Source organism: Pseudoalteromonas luteoviolacea NCIMB 1944 (assembly GCF_001625565.1).
In the GTDB taxonomy this organism is placed as follows: domain Bacteria; phylum Pseudomonadota; class Gammaproteobacteria; order Enterobacterales; family Alteromonadaceae; genus Pseudoalteromonas; species Pseudoalteromonas luteoviolacea_F.
The window spans coordinates 21,351-40,747 of sequence record NZ_AUXS01000056.1; the positions used below are offsets into that span (position 1 = coordinate 21,351).

At 41.0% G+C, this 19,397-nt stretch carries 17 protein-coding genes; 13 read left to right on the forward strand and 4 right to left on the reverse strand.

Going from position 1 to position 19,397, the window contains the following annotated elements:
- The first annotated feature begins 18 nt into the window (after positions 1 to 18).
- The 6 genes from pyrD (at position 19) to N483_RS20390 (ending at position 7,747) form a co-directional block, all read left to right on the forward strand.
- Complete coding sequence (gene pyrD, locus N483_RS20365) at positions 19 to 1,029, forward strand: quinone-dependent dihydroorotate dehydrogenase (protein WP_023399420.1); 1,011 nt, start codon at positions 19 to 21, stop codon at positions 1,027 to 1,029.
- A 122-nt stretch (positions 1,030 to 1,151) separates the two neighbouring features.
- Entirely contained in the window at positions 1,152 to 1,682 is a 531-nt protein-coding gene (locus N483_RS20370; protein WP_036976238.1) for a cell division protein ZapC domain-containing protein, read from the forward strand.
- Between the two features lie 64 nt (positions 1,683 to 1,746).
- The gene (gene rlmKL, locus N483_RS20375) at positions 1,747 to 3,858 is read left to right on the forward strand and encodes a bifunctional 23S rRNA (guanine(2069)-N(7))-methyltransferase RlmK/23S rRNA (guanine(2445)-N(2))-methyltransferase RlmL (RefSeq protein ID WP_023399422.1); all 2,112 of its coding nucleotides are present in this window, start codon (positions 1,747 to 1,749) and stop codon (positions 3,856 to 3,858) included.
- Positions 3,851 to 4,096, forward strand: a complete 246-nt coding sequence (locus N483_RS20380) for a glutaredoxin family protein (RefSeq protein ID WP_023399423.1) — start codon at positions 3,851 to 3,853, stop codon at positions 4,094 to 4,096. The genes rlmKL and N483_RS20380 overlap by 8 nt, the downstream gene beginning before the upstream one ends.
- Positions 4,083 to 5,999, forward strand: a complete 1,917-nt coding sequence (locus tag N483_RS20385; protein ID WP_023399424.1) for an ABC transporter ATP-binding protein — start codon at positions 4,083 to 4,085, stop codon at positions 5,997 to 5,999. The genes N483_RS20380 and N483_RS20385 overlap by 14 nt, the downstream gene beginning before the upstream one ends.
- An 8-nt stretch (positions 6,000 to 6,007) precedes the next feature.
- On the forward strand, positions 6,008 to 7,747 hold the full coding sequence (locus N483_RS20390; protein ID WP_023399425.1) for a DUF3466 family protein: 1,740 nt from the start codon (positions 6,008 to 6,010) through the stop codon (positions 7,745 to 7,747).
- 81 nt (positions 7,748 to 7,828) lie between these two features.
- Here N483_RS20390 and N483_RS20395 read toward each other — a convergent pair whose 3' ends face one another.
- Positions 7,829 to 8,335 (reverse strand): DUF2062 domain-containing protein, encoded by a 507-nt coding sequence (locus N483_RS20395; RefSeq protein WP_023399426.1) that lies wholly within the window; start codon positions 8,333 to 8,335, stop codon positions 7,829 to 7,831.
- A 24-nt stretch (positions 8,336 to 8,359) separates the two neighbouring features.
- Between N483_RS20395 and N483_RS20400 the strand changes: the two genes are divergently transcribed.
- The 7 genes from N483_RS20400 (at position 8,360) to tcdA (ending at position 15,755) form a co-directional block, all read left to right on the forward strand.
- Positions 8,360 to 10,582, forward strand: coding sequence for a DNA internalization-related competence protein ComEC/Rec2 (locus N483_RS20400; protein WP_331245866.1), 2,223 nt, complete (start codon positions 8,360 to 8,362; stop codon positions 10,580 to 10,582).
- 63 nt (positions 10,583 to 10,645) lie between these two features.
- Positions 10,646 to 12,382 carry a lipid A export permease/ATP-binding protein MsbA gene (gene msbA, locus N483_RS20405; protein ID WP_023399428.1) on the forward strand — a complete coding sequence of 579 codons (1,737 nt, stop codon included), beginning with the start codon at positions 10,646 to 10,648 and terminating at the stop codon, positions 12,380 to 12,382.
- Positions 12,383 to 12,384: 2 nt separating this feature from the next.
- Positions 12,385 to 13,368: a tetraacyldisaccharide 4'-kinase gene (gene lpxK / locus N483_RS20410; RefSeq protein WP_036976157.1), complete on the forward strand. Its 984-nt coding sequence runs from the start codon at positions 12,385 to 12,387 to the stop codon at positions 13,366 to 13,368.
- Positions 13,358 to 13,555 carry a Trm112 family protein gene (locus N483_RS20415; protein WP_023399430.1) on the forward strand — a complete coding sequence of 66 codons (198 nt, stop codon included), beginning with the start codon at positions 13,358 to 13,360 and terminating at the stop codon, positions 13,553 to 13,555. The genes lpxK and N483_RS20415 overlap by 11 nt, the downstream gene beginning before the upstream one ends.
- A complete protein-coding gene (gene kdsB, locus N483_RS20420; RefSeq protein WP_023399431.1) occupies positions 13,543 to 14,298 on the forward strand; it encodes a 3-deoxy-manno-octulosonate cytidylyltransferase in 756 nt (251 codons plus the stop codon). Before N483_RS20415 ends, kdsB begins: the two co-directional genes overlap by 13 nt.
- On the forward strand, positions 14,291 to 14,956 hold the full coding sequence (locus N483_RS20425) for a TIGR01621 family pseudouridine synthase (protein WP_023399432.1): 666 nt from the start codon (positions 14,291 to 14,293) through the stop codon (positions 14,954 to 14,956). The genes kdsB and N483_RS20425 overlap by 8 nt, the downstream gene beginning before the upstream one ends.
- Before the next feature lies 1 nt (position 14,957).
- Complete coding sequence (gene tcdA / locus N483_RS20430) at positions 14,958 to 15,755, forward strand: tRNA cyclic N6-threonylcarbamoyladenosine(37) synthase TcdA (RefSeq protein WP_023399433.1); 798 nt, start codon at positions 14,958 to 14,960, stop codon at positions 15,753 to 15,755.
- A gap of 89 nt (positions 15,756 to 15,844) precedes the next feature.
- Here the strand turns inward: tcdA and N483_RS20435 are convergent, their stop codons facing one another.
- The 3 genes from N483_RS20435 to N483_RS20445 form a co-directional block, all read right to left on the reverse strand.
- Positions 15,845 to 17,083, reverse strand: coding sequence for a hypothetical protein (locus tag N483_RS20435; protein WP_023399434.1), 1,239 nt, complete (start codon positions 17,081 to 17,083; stop codon positions 15,845 to 15,847).
- A 600-nt stretch (positions 17,084 to 17,683) separates the two neighbouring features.
- Positions 17,684 to 18,091: a SufE family protein gene (locus N483_RS20440; RefSeq protein WP_023399435.1), complete on the reverse strand. Its 408-nt coding sequence runs from the start codon at positions 18,089 to 18,091 to the stop codon at positions 17,684 to 17,686.
- Between the two features lies 1 nt (position 18,092).
- Positions 18,093 to 19,304 (reverse strand): aminotransferase class V-fold PLP-dependent enzyme, encoded by a 1,212-nt coding sequence (locus N483_RS20445; RefSeq protein WP_023399436.1) that lies wholly within the window; start codon positions 19,302 to 19,304, stop codon positions 18,093 to 18,095.
- Between the last annotated feature and the right edge of the window lie 93 nt (positions 19,305 to 19,397).

Sequence of the window (19,397 nt, forward strand, 5' to 3'; positions counted from 1 at the left end):
GGAACTTAAGGAGTCACGATGTTTTACGATTTAGCACGTCGTTATATGTTTAATAAAGATGCGGAATGGGCCCACGACTTTGCTCTAGGCAACTTGCGCCGTTTCAAAAATACCCCATTAAGTCTCGCTTGGTCTCAGTCTCTACCTAAAAAGCCAGTTAACTTTTTAGGCTTAGAATTTGACAACCCGGTAGGGTTAGCTGCAGGTTTAGACAAAAACGCAGAGTGTATTGACGCATTTGGTCAAATGGGTTTCGGATTTATCGAAGTTGGTACTGTAACACCAAGACCGCAAGCGGGTAACGACAAGCCACGTATATTTCGTCTTCCAGAAGCCCATGCTGTGATTAACAGAATGGGATTCAACAACAAAGGTGTCGACAATTTAGTCGCCAATGTAAAAGCATCAAATTATACCGGGATCCTTGGGATCAATATTGGTAAGAACAAAGATACACCTAACGAGCAAGGTAAGGATGATTACATCCACTGTATGAGAAAAGTGTTTGAACACGCTTCTTATATCACGGTAAATATCTCTTCTCCAAACACTCCCGGACTGCGTGATTTACAGTATGGTGAAGCGTTAGACGACCTGTTACAAAGTTTGAAGAATGAGCAAGTTGATTTAATTGAAAAGCACAAAAAATCTGTGCCTATGTTAGTTAAGATTGCGCCTGATGTAGATGCGGTACAGCTTACGCAAATTGCTGAATCTCTTGTAAATAATAGAATTGATGGCGTTATAGCGACCAATACTACGCTGGCGAGAGATGCAGTACAGGGGCTTGAGTATGCCAATGAAGCAGGGGGTCTATCTGGTCGTCCTGTACGTGAAAAATCAACCCATGTCGTGACTGAATTAAAGCGTTTGACTGAAGGTAAATTACCTATTATTGGTGTCGGTGGCATCGATAGTGCGGACGCGGCAAAAGAAAAGCTAAATGCAGGCGCAGATTTAGTTCAGGTTTATACTGGTTTTATATACGAAGGGCCACAATTGATCAAAAGGATCGTAAACTCTTTATAAGGATCAGTCATATAACGAAAAGATCCTAAACAAATTGTTATTATAAATATTTTCACACTTGCAAAAATCGCGATATACTTCGCGTTACTGGTTGAATTAATTTAATAGTAATGCGGAGGGCGATTTTGCAAGCATCAAAAGAGTGGCGTTGGCTTCAATGTCGCGTGCAGAACCGTTTGCTTGTTGATTTGGGTGATGAGCTACAGCTTTGCACTCCATATCGTCTTCGCCAACTTACGGCTGATTCTGATTCCAGTCCTACCTTTAGCGTTGAAGAAGCGCAATTTTATCAAAATGTCTTTGACTACTTGTGTAGTTATTCAGTTTGGTCTGAAGCACAGTGCTGCCAGATTGCTCTGAACGCAACAGCTGCAAAGTTTCACTTATTACCTGTGCAAGCAAAAAGCTGGTTTTTTCGGCCATATGCAGGGACAGAGGTACTTTGCAACGCAGTTGTAAGCCTTAAGTCTAAAGTGATGGCTGGCGAGTGCCTTATTGTTGATCATGAACGTGAAGCCAGTTTGTGCATTAACTTGACTGCAGACTTCCAACTTGATGAAAATATTAGCTTAGAACAGTTCCAAGCAATAAAAGTTTTGAATGATCGCATTCACCCAGTATTGGTTAGTAATAAAGTAAGCATAAGAGCTTAATCCAATCCCCGTCTTTACATAGCTGTGTTATACTCGCGTCAATTGAAATTACAGGGTTATCACATTGCAGTTTATTGCGCTTACATCGATTGGCATCGAAAATTTACTAGTCGAAGAACTTCAATCTTTCGAAATTAAAGTTACAAAGCAAAGCATTGGTTCGGTTCGCTTTGACGCCGACAACCTCACTGCTCAAAAGTTTTGTATGATGACGCGATACGCAACGCGCGTTATGTTGTTGATTGACGAGCATGAAGACATTAATAATAAAGATGACCTTTATAAATTTGCTCGCTTTCAGGGGTGGCAAGAGTGGTTTGGTCCTTCACAAACTTTTGCTGTCGAATTCAACGGTACAAATAAAGAATTAAAAAACACTCAGTTTTCAGGGTTAGTTATCAAAGATGCCGTGGTTGATTATTTTCAAGACCTTTATGAGCAGCGCCCGTCTGTAGATAAACAAGATGCCAATGTTCGAATCATTGCCAAGCTCAACAAACAAAAAATTGCATTGTATTTGGACTACTCAGGGCCAAGGTTATCGGATCGTGGCTACCGTTTAAAACAAGGCAAGGCGCCAATCCGTGAGCATCTTGCGGCTGCACTTGTGACTCGTAGTGGCTGGTTGAATGATACGTCTAAGCCGCTTTTTGACCCTTGTTGTGGGTCAGGTACGTTACTCATCGAAGCTGCGAGCATGGCGCTAAAAGCACCTACCAATCTGAATAAAGCTTTTGCATTTAAACGTTTGCCAAGTTTCAGAGAGGCAAAATTCAAAGAGTTGCAAAAAGAGCTAAAACAGCAAAAAGTAGACTCCAAGCTTTGGTTAATTGGTCACGACATAGATTCAAAGGTAGTAGAAACCGCAAAATCTAATGCTAATCGCGCTGGTGTGGGCGAGTTTATCCAGTTTAAAGTGGCAGATGCAGGTAAGTTACAGTCTGTTGCGAAACGTCCAGGTACAGTGCTAAGTAACTTACCTTACGGTGAGCGTTTGGGCTCAATGGCCGAGCTAATTAGCCTTTACCGTAACATGGGTGCAAGTTTTAAAAAGTATTACCAAGATTGGAATGCCGCGCTGCTTGGTACGGACGATGAACTATTTAGACTTCTGAAGTTGGCATCTAAGAAACGCTATAAATTTAAGAATGGTCCAATAGACGTTACCTTATATTTATATGAGTTGAACGAAAAACAAGTTGCGCAAAACCAACAAGCTTCAGAGTTACATTATGAACAGTCTCGCGCATTTGCAAATCGCTTGAAAAAGAACAAGCAAGGCTTGAAAAGTTGGTTGAAAAAAGAAGCTGTTCAAGCTTATCGTCTATATGATGCTGATATTCCAGAGTACAACGTAGCTGTTGATGTGTATGACGACAATGCAGTAATTTTTGAATACGCAGCGCCGAAAGAAATCAACGCGGAAGTTGCCGATAAGCGATTACAAGATGTCATCTCTTTGACTGCTGAGACATTAGATATTTCTCCAAGTAATTTGGCCGTAAAGGTGCGTAAAAAGCAACGAGGTGATGAGCAGTACACTTCTTATGAGAAGCAAAATCGTTATCAAGTCATTGAAGAATTTGGTGCCAAATTTAAAGTCAATTTATACGATTATTTAGACACAGGCCTATTTTTGGACCATCGTTTAGCGCGTCGCTTTATTCAACAAAACGCACAAGACAAGCGAGTGTTAAACCTATTTGCCTATACAGGTACTGCGTCTGTTCACGCAGCACTTGGTGGTGCTAAGTCGGTGACGACAGTTGATATGTCAAAGACATATCTCAAGTGGGCTGAAGAGAACTTTGCGCTTAATAACCTTAAAAATCCGCGCTTTAGATTCGAACAAGCTGACTGTCTGAACTGGCTTGAGCATGCGAAAGGTCAGTATGATCTGATCTTCTTAGATCCTCCTACGTTCTCAAACTCAAAGCGAATGAAGAATGTTTTTGATGTGCAAAGAGACCACATTCAATTGCTAACTTGGGTTAAGAATATTTTGAGCCCAGATGGCGTTTTGTTGTTCTCTAACAACAAGCGTGGATTTAAAATGGATGAAGTTGCATTAATGGGCTTGGGGCTGAAAGCGGAAAATATCTCAAAGGAGACACTATCTCCTGACTTTAAGCGCAACAAGCAAATTCACAATAGCTGGCTTATCACCCATGGCTAAGGTGGTTTTATATCATACTGATGGATGTCATCTTTGTGAGCAAGCATATGCTTTAGCAATTAATGTGCTTGCTGCTAACGACATTCATCATCAAGATATTTTGGAAGACGAGAAATTGATGACACAATTTCAAACTTCAATCCCAGTAATAAAGAATATAAAAACAGGTAAATTGCTGAACTGGCCATTTACTCAACAACAAATTGAAGAGTTTATACAAGAAGATGGATTTAATTAGAATTGCTAAAGCACAACTTGCTTTTGGTTCTCATCCGTTATTAGACAATGCTGATGCGCTAATCGAAGCAGGAGAGCGAGTGTGTATTGTTGGCAGAAACGGTGCTGGTAAATCAACTTTATTGAAGGTCCTTGATGGTCAAGTATTACTTGATGATGGTGAAATAAACCGTTTGACCGGATTAAAAGTATCGCGACTTGAACAGGACCCGCCAAAAGGCGCCGAGGGGAGTGTATTTGACTACGTGGCACAAGGCTTACCTGACGTTGCGAGTCTTTTAATTGAATACAACCACGTCAGTGAGGCGCTTCAAACTGATCAATCAACGAACCTGCTAAATAAACTTGAACGATTGTCTGCAGAGATTGAAGCTGCGGATGCATGGCGTTTTGAAAGTCGTATCAACTTGGTATTGAGCCAGTTACAACTGACAGCGCAAATGCGTTTGGAAAAGCTCTCTGGTGGTTGGTTGAGAAAAGTTGCTTTGGCAAAGGCGTTGGTAAGCGATCCTGATTTATTGCTACTAGATGAGCCAACCAACCACTTAGATATGGCAAGTGTGGAATGGCTTGAATCGTTTTTAAAAGATTTTAAAGGTGGCATAGTCTTTATTTCCCACGATCGTGCTTTTATCAGAGCTGTGGCGACAAGAATTTTAGACTTAGACAGAGGTAAGCTAGTGTCTTATCCAGGAAACTACGCTAAGTATCTAGATCAAAAAGCCCATGACTTAAAAGTAGAAGAAACGCAAAATGCGCTGTTTGATAAAAAACTTGCTGAAGAAGAGGCTTGGATCAGACAAGGGATCAAAGCGAGAAGAACACGTAATGAAGGCAGAGTACGTGCATTGAAGGCTTTGCGCGTAGAGCGTAAACAACGTGTTGAGCAGGTCGGTAAAGCTGATTTCAATATTGAGTCGGCAGAGCGTTCAGGTAAGCTAGTGTTTGAGGCCAACTTTGTAAATCACGCATTTAAAGATAAGCCAATTGTTAAAGACTTTTCGACCTTGGTTATGCGTGGTGACCGTGTTGGACTAATTGGTCCAAATGGTATTGGTAAAACGACTTTACTTAAGCTTTTATTTGGCAAGTTGTCAGCCGACAGCGGTAAAATTAAGCAAGGTGTGAACTTAGAAGTTGCTTATTTTGACCAATACCGTGAAAAGCTTGATGAAGAAATGACAGTGCAAGACAATGTCGCTGAAGGTAAGCAAGAAGTTGCAATTGGTGGTAGAAGTCGACATGTTTTAGGCTATTTACAAGACTTTTTATTTCCACCAGCAAGAGCGAGAACACCAGTAAAAGCACTGTCAGGTGGTGAGAAAAACCGATTACTTCTAGCAAAACTATTCTTAAAGCCTTCAAATGTATTGGTTTTGGATGAACCGACCAACGATCTCGATATTGAGACACTTGAACTGTTAGAGGAAATTATCACTCAGTATCAAGGTACAATTTTAATTGTCAGTCACGATAGGGAGTTTATTGATAATACCTGTAATAGCGTGTGGGCGTTTGAAGGGGATGGCGTTGTTACTGAGATAGTCGGTGGATATAGTGACTTTGAGTCTTATCGTGATAATAAACAGGCGCAACAAAAAGAGCTAGAGAAGTTAGATAAAGAAAAAGCAACGGCGAGCCCGGCAAAGCGAGATACAAGTAAAAACAAATCTAGTAAGCTCAGTTACAAATTAAAACTTGAATTAGAAGGCTTGCCGAGTAAAGTAGAGGAGCTTGAATCCGCGCTTGAAAGTCAGCAAGAATTAGTTAACTCCCCTGAGTTCTTTAAACAAGAGTCTGATGTAACACAACAAGCATTGAACCAACTTGCGGAATTGGAGTCCAAGCTCGAAACCGCGTATGAACGTTGGGAAGAATTAGAAGCTTTACAGAATCAGCAGTAAGGATTGAAATGAGATATTCACTTTTAGCCGCCAGTATTGGTTTGTGCTTTTCAGGGCAGCTATTTGCTGCAACGTACCAATTAACAGAGTTGCCATCACATATTGGATCAAAGAATACCTTTGTCTCTGATGCTAATGACTCAGGTGTTGTTGCAGGGCGAGCAACTGAACTCTTTAACTTAAAAATTGATGTTAGCTATATCGACTTTAGCGATGATTCATTGATAAGAGAATATGATCAGTTGAAAGACGCGAGAGATAGAATCGATGATCCTATCAAATTTACGCTTGATGATATCCAAAATAATAATGCTACAGCAACCGATCCAGACGCACATGCATTTATGCGTGGCTATTTAAGTCAGCGTAGTGGTAATGCAGAATTTCAAAAATTAAACTCTAGCACCAGCTTGATATATGCGACTTCGAGCGCCGACGAAAAGGTCATTTTTGATGAGCAAAGAGATTATACAGGAGGAGAGTTATCTCGTTCAGTCGTCTCTTTTATCACTGCGGTTGCATCAGATGGCGCCATGGTAGGTTGGGGTACAGCGCCATACACGAAAAAGAACGAATTTACTAAAAAAGACGAAAATGAAACAACGGTCTTTTTTGAGCGCGAGTTTTCCTCTAGAGCGGTGTTTATAACGCCAGCAGGAGAAGTGATTGAATTACCATCGCCAAGCTTTGAAGCGGATTACGGCGGGCAGAGTATGGCTGCCGACGTACAAAAATTAGATGACGGAACCTATCTAGTAATAGGTCAAAGTGCCGTTAGTGTTGCTAAAGATGGTCAAGATCGCTTTAACGATATTTGTAAAAATGAAAGCGAGCCTGTGAATGTGTGTGTTTGGCGATTGCAGAATTTATCTGAGTATTACAACCGCGAAGCATACCAGTGGAAGCTTGACGCTAATTTCAACATTATTTCGGGTGAATCTAAAAGCTTAGGTGCTGGTCTTGTTCGCGAAGATGATGAAGAGCGTGCTCATATTGGAACAGCTTTAGCTGTTAATAATGCAGGCGTTGTTGTTGGCCATTCACAAACACGTAAAGACGACAACTTTATAGTTAGGCAAAGAGCTGGTTTTTATAAAGATGGTACTTTTACGCAAATGATTGACCATGTTGAAGGTTATGAGTCAAGCCGTGGCGTTGCAATTAATAATCAAGGTATTGCAATCGGTTACCGTTTCAATGAGTTTACACTTGGTCGACAAGAGCAAGTTAAAGGCTATTACTTCAATGTTAACGACAAAAAGTATACAGAAATAAAGTCATTTTATGACGGCTCAGCCTTATTCCCTGAAGACATCAATGATGCCGGTTATATCGTTGGTCAGGCAGAAGCCGAGAATTTAGGTGACAACCCAAGAAGAGAGGCGTTTCTTTATAATACTGCCAACTCGGAGCTACAAAACATAAACGACTTGTTACCGTGTAAAAGTGATGCTTTTCCTTACAGTGTTGTAGAAGCTGTTAAGATAACGGACGACAATCGAATATACGGTGTCGCTACAAAAACGGCAAAGCGCAGGGATAGTCTTGGACAAGTGATGAAAGATAGCTCAGGTGCAGATGAATATGAGTCAATAGCAGTGCCTGTGTTACTAACTCCAGATAGCAGTGGCCAACCTGAGCAATGTGCTCCTGAAGAAGCTGAAACTTACGAGAGAAGCTCAGCATCTTTTGGTGTATTTAGTTTATTGGCTCTGCCGCTATTAATGTTGCGCAGACGCAGAAAGTAAACAAATAAAAAAAGGGCCTCAGGCCCTTTTTTTATGAACGCTAGTTTTTGATGGGGGCTCCCATAAACTCCTGCTCAAAATTTATTGATTTCTTGCTTCCCACGCTTTATTTACAGAGCGTCTCCAAAGATAATCTATACCAAAAAAGCCGATAATGGCTGCGATACATGCACAGATCAACGATCCTACGATAAATGCAGGGCCGATGGTGGTAATACTTTCTGTTAACCATGCCCATGTTGGCTCAAAATGGAAAGGCTGCATCTCTTGACCAAGGGCAAAAACCCCGACAAGATAAGAACAGTAAAATATTGGTGGCATTGTCAGCGGGTTTGTAATCCAAACAAGCGCAATTGATAAAGGCAAGTTTACTCGAAATGGAATTGCGAGTGCAGCCGCTAAAACCATTTGAAAAGGGACAGGGATGAACGCAAAAAATAGTCCAACGGAAAATGCACCCCTTGCTGAGCGTCGATTAAGATGCCAAAGGTTTGCATCATGCAATAAACTTCCAAAAATTCTTAACGATTTTTGTTCTTTGATCTTATTGTGATCGGGTAAAAAGCGTTGGATCGTTTTCTTCGCCATATAGAGCAACCATCTACTTCAATATTGATTTGCTGCGGCATAATCTGTGGGTGTCTTATATCCGTGTTTTACATGGATAATTGGCAGTTACCCGGCAGTTTAGCCTTGCTCGTTTTTGTTAGTAGCTATTTTAAGCTTTTTTCAAACGTTTTGGCAGGTTTTATTTTAGGTATTTTTGTTACAGCTTTACATTACCAACTGTTTTATCAGCTTTCTTGGAAAAACCTAGTTGTTGATAAACCAGTAAAAATCACCGCTCAAGTGACCCAAATTATAAAAGCAGGAAAACGCCCTTACATACAGGTAGACATCAAATCTATTGACAAGTTTCAGGTAAAAGCCTGGCAACATGCGTATGCTAATTTATCAACGGATTCTGGCAATATCACCTTGCATGAAGGCGACATGGTCTCCGGAATTGCCAAACTAAAAACTTTTCGTTCGAGAAAAAATATATATGGCTTCGATAAGGAGTTATATGCCTTTCGCAATCATGTCTATTTTAAGGGCAAGCTAAAAGTAACGTATAGAATAGGGGACACTAATACCCTGCAAGATAAGTATAGACATTTTGTGTTGAGTACATTCGGCGCGTATAAATTTGGCTGGTTTTACTACGTACTGATGACTGGAGATAAAACACTAATTCCTCAAATAGAAAAAGAGCGCTTTCGCATGTTGGGCTTGAGTCACTTATTGGCTATTTCTGGTTTGCATATTGCGATTTTCTTTTCTCTAAGTTTCCTTTTAATAAAAACAGTAATTTACCCTTTTAAAAACCTAATATCGCAAAGCGTGAATGTACATATTTTGGGGTTAGTGTGTGCGCTGGTATTGGCTGGTGGCTATGTTGTACTAAGTGGTATGCAAGTATCAGCACAGCGTGCGTGGTTCATGACATTTTTAGGTGTTCTATGTTACGCACTGGGAGCGAGAGTCAGCTATACCCGAACTTTGACATATGCACTAACGGTTATATTACTCATCTCACCATTTACACTACTTAATTTAGGGCTTTATTTTTCTTTTGCCGCAGTTGCGAGCATCTTGTGGTTGCTCACAACTCCATCTTCTTCCGATGGTTTTAAAATAAGTTGGGTTAATAAGTGCGTATGGTTTTTCAAGATACAATTACTTCTATTCCTTGTTTTGAGTCCTTTGATGGTTTTTGCGTTTCAAGGAGTTAGTTTATCCGGGGTAATAGTGAACCTAATTGCGATCCCGTTATTGTCTTGCGCGATTTTTCCTGCCTTATTGGCCCAGGGAATAGTTTCAGTTGGCTACAACGTTCAATTGATGGATCAAATAGACCACCTAACTTACCTCGGGTATCAGTGGTTAACTAACCTTGATTACAATTGGCTTGAAGTGGGTTATATATCTGTCACTCAAACTGTATTGATGATGTTAATTTTGTTTATGCTCGGCCATGCGCTTATTCGTGCCTACGCGGTAATACCCATGGTTGTGTTAATGGTCCACAAGGCCGTTGATACTTCGCCACCATGGCAAATCAATATTTTTGACGTTGGCCACGGGAGTGCCATCTTGGTACAGCATCAAGGTAAAGGGTTTTTATATGACTTGGGTGCTAACTATTTTGGTACATATTCTATGTTTGAACAGGTTATTTTACCTTATCTACGTGCCAGAGACATTCAGCTAGTGCATACTATTGTGAGCCATGATGACGGGGACCATGCAGGCGGGTTACCAGATTTAATAAAGCTCTCGTTTGGAGAAACTTTGCACGCTTTTCATGGCACTCCTTACAGGCAACCTTGCGGTTTGAAGGAAATAACGTTTGGTCAGCTAACCATTCGTTCGATTTGGCCGAGTGAACGCCAGAATGACGATAACAACAGCTCTTGTGTTGTGATTGTCGATGATGGGAAGCACAAGTTACTTTTACCAGGTGATATCGAGTCGGTGACGGAAAATAAACTAACGGCTCAATATGGTAAGCAATTACACGCGGATTTTTTACTGGCACCACATCATGGTAGCCGCACTTCTTCAAGCATACCTTTTGTCCGCGCAGTTGGTGACAAAAAGACAGTGATTTTCTCTCGAAGCCACAACACCGCTTGGCAATTACCTCACCAGCAAATACTAAAGCGATATCTCGATGCAGAATACAAAATATACGATACTGCGTTAGATGGGCAAATTCAGATCAGAGTGTTTTCTGACCACTTTGAAGTTTACACCGCAAGAAACGCGAAAAATCTATGGTTTTTAAGATAATGCATTCAGTTTTTGTGTATTGGCGGATACAATAAGGAGGTTTTGAAGTTTTAGAGTAACACTATGCAATCGTCTGGAAAGCAAATATATAAAAGGCTTTTGACTTACACCTACGAATTTAAAGCTGCCGCCATGTTCGCCATCATTGGCATGCTTGGGTATGCGGCAATGGATGCACTGTTTATCCAGCTTATGAAGCCATTTATGGACGAAGGTTTAACTGAGGGAAACCAAGACGTACTGGCGATGGCGCCCTTTGTTGTTATTTTACTCGTTGTTGGGCGGGGAGTGTTCAATTACATGTCATCTTACTGTTTGAGTTACGTAGGATCTCAAGTGGTTAGGAAACTGCGCCAACAGTTATATGAACATATGCTATTTATGCCTGTTTCATTTCACGACAAACACTCTAACGGAGAGCTTGTTTCGAAAATCACTTTTGATACAGAGCAGGTCCAGCAGGCCGTAACTCGAGCACTTCAGGTTGCGATCAGAGAGGGCGCATTCGTTGTTTTCTTGCTTTGGGGAATGTTCGCCATCAGCTGGAAGTTGTCATTGCTATTTTTAGTGATCGTGCCATTTGTTGCCATCGTGGTCAGTATCGTCTCTAAACGTTTCAGAAAAATTTCGAAAAGAATACAAGATGCGATGGGGGCGGTCACCCGTAGCTCTGAACAAATGTTATCAGGTCACAAAGAAATTCATGGTTTTGGTGGACAGGAAAAAGAAATTTCGCATTTTGCCACGGTTAACAACCACAATCGTCAGCAGCGCGTGAAGATGGATGCGACTAGAGCGTTAAGCGTTTCGGTGATTCAGCTGATCGCAGCCAGTGCAATGGCTGTTGTTCTTGCTATTATCGCTATGCCTGATGTACACGATACACTAACACCAGGCGTCGTAGCTTCGCTAATTACTGCTATGGTGATGATGTTAAGGCCTTTAAAGCAATTGGCGAATGTTAATAGTGACTTTCAGCGTGGTATCGCGGCAGCCAATAGCATATTTGAAGTACTAGATCAGGAAAAAGAAAAAGACCTAGGCACGCACAGTGTTGATGCCGTTGCAGGAGATATATCTGTTAATAACGTGTCTTTCACGTACCCAACCAAAGATGAGCCAGTTATTGAAAACTTATCAATTGATATTCCAGCAGGCCAAAGCATAGCATTGGTCGGTCGAAGTGGGTCTGGCAAATCAACTCTTTCAAGTCTATTACCCAGATTTTACGATTTAGATAGCGGTTCAATTAAGCTAGATGGCGTTGAATTAAGCGATTATTCTTTGGCGTGCTTAAGAAAGCAGTTTGCTTTGGTATCGCAGCACGTTACGTTGTTTAACGATACGATAGCCAACAACATAATGTATGGGCTAGACGAAAAAATGTCAGACGAAGAGTTAGTGGAAGTTGCCAAAAAAGCACATGTTTGGGAGTTTGTTAAAGATCTACCAGATGGGCTCAACACCGAAGTGGGTGAAAATGGGGTGATGCTTTCTGGCGGCCAAAGGCAGCGAATCGCCATTGCAAGAGCAATAGTTAAAGATGCACCAATTCTAATTCTTGATGAAGCAACTTCGGCCTTAGACACCGAGTCAGAGCGTTTGATCCAAGAGGAGTTGGATAAACTTATGGTGAATAAAACTTCGATAGTGATTGCACACCGTTTATCTACCATTGAAAAGGCAGACCAAATCTATGTACTTGAGCAGGGGCGTGTGCTTGAACAAGGAAAGCATCAAGACTTATTAGCAAAGGATGGGGCATATTCAGCACTTTGCAAAATGCAATACGGTGAATAATTGTGAATAAAATAGAGAAGAGCTGGTACAAGCCAGTTGGCCTAATTAACATTTTGTTGTTGCCACTGAGTGCGCTATTTTGGTTAATAAGCGGATGTAGACGTGTGTTATTCCGCCTTGGGATTAAATCTTCGTACAAAGCCTCTGTGCCAGTAATGATTGTTGGAAATATTGGCATTGGTGGCAATGGAAAAACGCCATTTGTGCTTTGGTTGGTGCCTTATTTGCAATCATTGGGATTAAAAGTAGCAGTGATAAGTAGAGGCTATGGCGCGAAACCTCCTCATACGCCTTACCAAGTTTCAAATGAGAGTACCGCACTGCAAGCTGGCGATGAGCCACTATTGATTTATAAGCGACTTGGCTGCGATGTGGTCATTGGCGCAGATCGACAAGCGAGTATTGAATATCTCATTGAAAATAATGAACCTGATATAATTGTAAGCGATGATGGTTTGCAACACTACCAACTGGACCGAGATATCGAGGTGTGTATTGTCGACAATGAACGTCGCTTTGGAAATGGCTTTTTATTGCCCGCAGGCCCTCTAAGAGAGTTACCTAAGCGCTTGAAGACGGTGGACTTAACTGTATTTAATGGTTCAATTAAAGAAGATGGCTATTCGCTCAATACCACGGGTATTTTCAGTGTAAAAACCGGACTCCCGGTGAGTGGCTTTACACCTAAAGGCATTGCAGTGAGTGCGATAGGCAACCCTGCTCGGTTCGAAAAATCGTTAAAAGCCAATGGAGTAAACATTATTCAAAGCCGGCATTTCGCTGATCACCATATGTTTACTGAGCAGGACTTTGACACAGTTAGCAAAAACAATTTATTCATGACAGAAAAAGACGCGGTTAAATGTCAGTCGTTTGCGAAAGACAACTGGTATTTTTTACGTGTAGATGCTGTTCCGTCAGAAGGGCTTATTACTAAGCTCCACAATTTATTAGATAAAAAGGGGATCATCACCCATGGCGTTTGATACAAAATTACTCGAAATTATTGCCTGCCCAGTATGCAAAGGCAAATTAGCCTACGATAAAGAAAACAAAGAACTTATAAGCACAGCCGCAAAGCTTGCTTACCCTGTAAGAGACGATATCCCTGTTTTATTAGAAAATGAAGCAAGGGAGCTATCCCTTGAAGAGGTAGAAAAGTGGAATTCATAGTTGTCATACCGGCAAGGTATGCGTCAACGCGATTGCCGGGCAAACCGCTGGTTGATATTTGTGGCAAAACCATGATTCAAAGAGTGTATGAACAGGCGGTCAAATCGGGTGCAAAAGCCGTTTATGTGGCTACCGATCATCAATTGGTTTATGACGAAGTAAAGCGCTTTACTGACAATGTATTAATGACGCGTGAAGATCATCAATCAGGCACAGAACGCCTTGCTGAAGTGGTTGAGTTACTCAATTTAGACGACGACACACTGATGGTCAATGTGCAAGGCGATGAGCCGCTATTAGAGCCTGAAAACATCTCTCAAGTTGCTGATTTGTTATTCCAGTCGTCAGCGCCAATGGCCACTTTGAGTGTAGATATTAACGACGTAGAAGAAGTTCTAAATCCCAATGCAGTGAAAGTAGTCAGTGATGTTAATCAAAATGCACTGTACTTTTCACGCTCACCCATTCCATTTCAGCGAGACAGCATGATGTCTTTGGATAAAGCGCGCATTCCAGTGTCGCATTTTAATCGTCATGTTGGAATTTATGCCTATCGCGCTGGTTTTATTAAAACTTATTTAGCACTGAGTGTTTCACCACTTGAAGTGCAAGAGTCGCTCGAGCAACTAAGGGTATTGTTTCATGGCTACCCAATCAAGGTTACAAAGGCGATGAAACCAGTTCATGCAGGTGTGGATACCCCAGAAGACCTAGAGAGAGTGGTCGAGTTTTTGAATGACTAACTTCAATGTCATTGCGCAGCACGAAGATTACATTGTTGCCTATAAACCCTGTAACTTGAGCTTTCACAGTGAAGAGCAGGCAGGGTTTGTTGCACTGTTGGAACAACAGGTGGGCTTCAGTTTATTTCCGGTACATAGGTTGGATAAGGTGACCTCTGGGTTGATTGTCTTGGCGAAATCAAGCCAAGCGGCCGCGAAGCTTACAGCGCTTTTTACGGATCGAGAGGTAAGTAAATTTTACCTTGCGCTGATTTCAGATAAACCGAAAAAAAAGCAAGGTTGGATAAAAGGTGATATGGCTAAGTCGCGCCGTGGTACTTATAAGTTGCTAAAAAGCCAAGATAACCCTGCGGTCACTCGGTTTTATACGGCGAGTATTCAATCCGGTTTAAGAGCCTGTTTGCTTAAGCCATACAGTGGTAAGACACATCAGCTTAGAGTGGCATTAAAAAGTTTATCAGCACCAATATTGGGTGATGAAAGCTATGGTGGTAAGCAGTCAGATAGAGTATACCTTCATGCTTTTTCACTGTCATTTTACTGGAATGGAACACTTCAAAGTTTTAGCGCAGTACCAGAAGAAGGGTCGCAATTCATGCAATTAATCGAGCATGACATTTTTTTATCGTGGCGTCAGCCTGAGCAGTTAGAGTGGTAATATGACAGAACAAGATACGTCACTTCGTTTTGGTGGCATAGGCAGGTTATACGGTGATCAGCAATTGGCATGGCTAAGTGAAGCTCACTTTTGTGTCATAGGGATTGGTGGGGTTGGTAGCTGGGCCGCTGAAGCTCTGGCAAGGACAGGTATCGGACATATCACCTTAATTGACCTGGATGATATATGTGTCACGAATATCAATCGTCAATTGCATGCCGTTACTGAAACAGTGGGTGATATAAAAGCGGAAGCAATGAAAACGCGTTTGCAAAGTATTAATCCAGATTGTCAGATCACCGTTATCGATGACTTTATCACACTTGAAAATATCAAAGAGTATATTCAAGGTTTTGATTACGTTATTGACTGTATTGATGCGGTGAAAGAAAAAGCAGCCCTGATCGCACATTGCAAGCGAAATAAAATACCGGTAATGACAACCGGTGGTGCAGGGGGTCAAACGGACCCGAGCCAAATTTGTTTTGGTGATGTCGCTAAGACGACCCATGACCCTTTGCTCGCCAAGGTGAGATACCTACTGCGTAAGCAATACAACTTTACATCAAATCCAAAACGAAAGTTTGCCGTTGATTGTGTTTATTCAACGGAGCAGCTTGTTTACCCGACCGAAGATGGTGCTGTTTGTAAAGCAAAGCAGCAAGCGGATGGCAGCAAGAATATGGACTGTGCTACAGGCTTTGGATCCGCAACTATGGTTACTGGCAGCTTTGGTTTTTTTGCAGCTGCGCGGTCGATCAGAAAATACTTAGATAGGCGTGCTCGAAGCAGCAAATAAGTACTTTTAAGTATATTTTGTGTGTGATAGCTTTTAAATATATGCCCAATACAGTCATAAATTAGCTGTATTGGGCTAGTAAATTGCGCTCATATTTTGGGAATAATTAGCATTCCATTTACAGAAACTAAGTAGTTGAAAAGGCGGTACTCTATTAGCACCTTCTTATTCTTATTATAAGGAAAACGGCAAATACCATCTTTAGGCTCTGTTTGGCTAACCTGATCTAGCATAAGCATCACCTCTTTATTTTGTTTAATAAATTGTTGTTCTTCGCCAGAAAGAGATGAGAATACGTCTAAAAATAGGTGACGAAGCGCAATGCCTAGATATTGTTTAGAGCTGCCAGTATTAACAATCACAGACCAATATTGATGAAGTAAAAAGACAAAGCTAAATGCCTCAATCCCCGTGTATTGTTGGTAGGCTGGCCCAAACATCCTTTCAACATACTTGATAGACTCTGATATTTTTTCGTAGACAGCAAAGTCTTTATCATACTCCTTTGCGATACTGGTATTCGTCAATAGGTCATTGACAATAAGGAAAGCATCACGGAGGTTACACTCTATAGTTACTTGAGGCACGAAAGACATTCTTTCAGCTTCACTGTTCAAAAATGCGTGTTGAATAAAGCCAAAATAAGTTTGATCGTTTTTCTCTATATCGGAAGGAAATCGAAATACGTTATATTTAGTTGCGTTTTGCATATAAGGTGCGTGCCATCGAATAGAATTCATATTTCGAATAGCTGGGATCAAGACTTGATCACAAATGTGTTCATAATAACTTTGCAGCAATTTACTCGGAAGTACTATTGAAAAAGGGGACTGGTTAAAACTTAAAATATCCTCAGTATTCGTATTTAGTAGGTGAAACTCAGTATCAAGCGGGAAATCGCTATCTAGGAATATAAATCCAGGCATTCCTCGTTTATCTTCAGGAATATAAAATGGATCAATTTCTCTTAGAAAAGTATGCTCGTCACTGGGGCCAACTGCATCGAGTGTCAGGCTGATTCTATTGTGATCACGAACAGAAAAATCTACAAAGGTTCCCTCAGGAATATCGTCACAAGTGGCATATGAACATACAAACCCTTCACCGTCAACGGGGTCATTGTCTATCTCTTCCTCTTCTATGTTTGAGTCATTCGGAAGTTGAATATCATTTAAAGCCTGATTAGTGGCATATGATAGTGTCACTGGAAACAAGTCCGAAGATTGAAATTCAAATCCTATCGAATAGATCATTAGCGCCGGCTCTTGCTGAGATACCGTACTTCCATAACCACCATTTAAAGGGTTTTTATTACTCAGATTATCCATATTCCTCTCCAAAAACTTTTTTCATTCAGCCTTTGAGTATGGTAATTAACCAGGCGAGAAAATCGGGGATTAGAGTTATTGTTACAGGTAAAGTTTCGAAGTTAAGTGCATTTATTGGCGCAGCTCTAAATAAAAAGTTAATCGCTTAAACCATGTGATGCTATTGCAGGCATATGTCGCTATCCGTGCAAAAAGGGTGATTAATTTATTACACTTTTTTAGTTTTTCTTGGCAGCCTAGTAATTAAATTTTTCTCTAGACTTTATGTAAGCACCTTAATCGAATAAAAAGCATCCTATCAAATTGATAACATGAAGATTAATTTATTGACGAAATACCAAAGTAGTTTTGAGTTAATAATTTTGATTCATTCAGGGTAAGAAAGATAGCAAAACCCGCTGTCATCGCTTTCAGAATATGACTAAGAGGGTTAGGGGACTGGCTTTATATGCGAAGTGGCCATTAGTTTTTTGTTAACCTAGCTGATTAAACCTCGCTCCTTAGTTACGATAAGCGCTGAAATCTCATTTCGTAGAGAACTCAGCGCTTATGAAGGAAAAGATGAATGGGAATTTACCGTTTGGAGCGGTATAGGTCATCCTACTGAATTGCAGCAACCTTTTTATTTATAAGTTCAACAATGGCTTTGACGCCGTTACCTCTTGATGGGCTTAAATGTTTAATTAGCCCCATTTCTTCAAACAGCTGATAGGCATCAATTGATTGAGCATCCTGAGGGAGAGCGTTGTTGTAACACGCTAGGATGATAGCTAGCAATCCTTTTACAATTCGTGTATCCGAATCTGCGATGATGACCAATCTTTGCTGTGATTCATCTAGATCCAAATGAAGCCAAACGTTACTTTCACAGCCTTTAACTTGTGCATCAGGGGTTTTTAGTGGCTCAGGTAATACTGGCAGCTGTTTACCTAATAACATGATCTCACGATACTTAGCTTGCCAGCCTTTTAAACTATTTAATTTGCTTTGGATTTGATTGATATCCATTTTATTCTTCCAACATCTCAATGGTTTCGATAAGCGCAGTAATAAAGGCGTCTATGTCTTGCTGATTGTTATAAAAAGCAAGGCTCACGCGAACGGTACCTGTAATACTTAAATGTGCCATTAATGGCTGGGTGCAATGGTGCCCACTTCTTACAGCAATGCCATAAGAGTTAAGAAGTGTCGCAATGTCGAAGTGGTGCTCGCTTTTATAAGTAAAGCTTACCACGCCGATATTGTTTTGCGTATCACCCCATATTTTTATGCCGTCAATTTGGCCCAATTGAGTCAACAAGTATTGATATAGTGAATGCTCGAAGGTGAGTAGCTCGTTTTTATCAATTGAAGTTAAATAGTCAAGTGCCGCACCAAATCCAATTACGCCACTGATGTTTGGCGTGCCGGGCTCAAACTTCTCTGGGGCAGTCCTAAAAGTTGTTCCGGTAAAACTCACGGTATCAATCATTTCCCCGCCAGTTTGATAAACAGGTAAATTGTTGAGCATTTCATAACGGCCATACAATCCACCAACACCTGTTGGTCCAAGTGCTTTGTGAGCTGAAAACACAAAAAAGTCGCAATCTAGCGCTTTAAGATCTGGTCTTAAATGCATAAAAGATTGTGCGCCATCAACGACTGTGATAGTTCCGTAGGGTTTAGACGCTTCAATCAGTTGCTTTACGTCATGAATATTACCAAGTGCGTTTGATGCATGGCACACGCTTAGTACTTTAGGTTTTGTATGGCGAATAAACTCAATAGCGGCGGATTGATCTAAAACCCCTTCCTGTGAAACAGGTAAAAGCGCAATTTTAGCCCCGGTTTTTTCTGCAGCTTGTTGCCAAGGGACAATATTTGCGTGATGTTCAAGCGGCGAAAGCACAATAACATCGTCTTCACCAAGCGTATTGGTCAGGCCATAGGCCAAAAGGTTGAGAGAGTCTGTTGCACCTTTGGTCCAAACAACTTCATTGCGTTGGACATTTAAGTATTGAGCAAGCTTGTCACGTACTGCTTCATATTTAGCTGTTGCCTGTGCACTCAGTGTGTGGGCACCTCGATGCACATTGGCATTTTCTTGATGATAGAATTGATTGACAGCATCAATAACAACTTGCGGCTTTTGCGTGGTGGCGGCTGAATCAAAGTAACAAAGCGGCTGCTCATCAACTAAGTTTTGTAATAAAGGGAAGTCTTTCCGAAGTTGCTCAATCAAGGTATTTGCTCATTAAGAACTATAAACCGCCGAATTTTACCTAATTCAACTAACCTTGCAAGCCCGAACAATTTATTTCTGTTTAATGAAATC

Coding starts and splice junctions, on each gene's coding strand:
- pyrD (WP_023399420.1), top strand. CDS start 19: ATGTTTTACGATTTAGCACGTCGTTATATGTTTAATAAAGATGCGGAA.
- N483_RS20380 (WP_023399423.1), top strand. CDS start 3,851: ATGGCTAAGGTGGTTTTATATCATACTGATGGATGTCATCTTTGTGAG.
- N483_RS20385 (WP_023399424.1), top strand. CDS start 4,083: ATGGATTTAATTAGAATTGCTAAAGCACAACTTGCTTTTGGTTCTCAT.
- N483_RS20390 (WP_023399425.1), top strand. CDS start 6,008: ATGAGATATTCACTTTTAGCCGCCAGTATTGGTTTGTGCTTTTCAGGG.
- N483_RS20395 (WP_023399426.1), bottom strand. CDS start 8,335: ATGGCGAAGAAAACGATCCAACGCTTTTTACCCGATCACAATAAGATC.
- msbA (WP_023399428.1), top strand. CDS start 10,646: ATGCAATCGTCTGGAAAGCAAATATATAAAAGGCTTTTGACTTACACC.
- N483_RS20415 (WP_023399430.1), top strand. CDS start 13,358: ATGGCGTTTGATACAAAATTACTCGAAATTATTGCCTGCCCAGTATGC.
- N483_RS20425 (WP_023399432.1), top strand. CDS start 14,291: ATGACTAACTTCAATGTCATTGCGCAGCACGAAGATTACATTGTTGCC.
- tcdA (WP_023399433.1), top strand. CDS start 14,958: ATGACAGAACAAGATACGTCACTTCGTTTTGGTGGCATAGGCAGGTTA.
- N483_RS20435 (WP_023399434.1), bottom strand. CDS start 17,083: ATGGATAATCTGAGTAATAAAAACCCTTTAAATGGTGGTTATGGAAGT.
- N483_RS20440 (WP_023399435.1), bottom strand. CDS start 18,091: ATGGATATCAATCAAATCCAAAGCAAATTAAATAGTTTAAAAGGCTGG.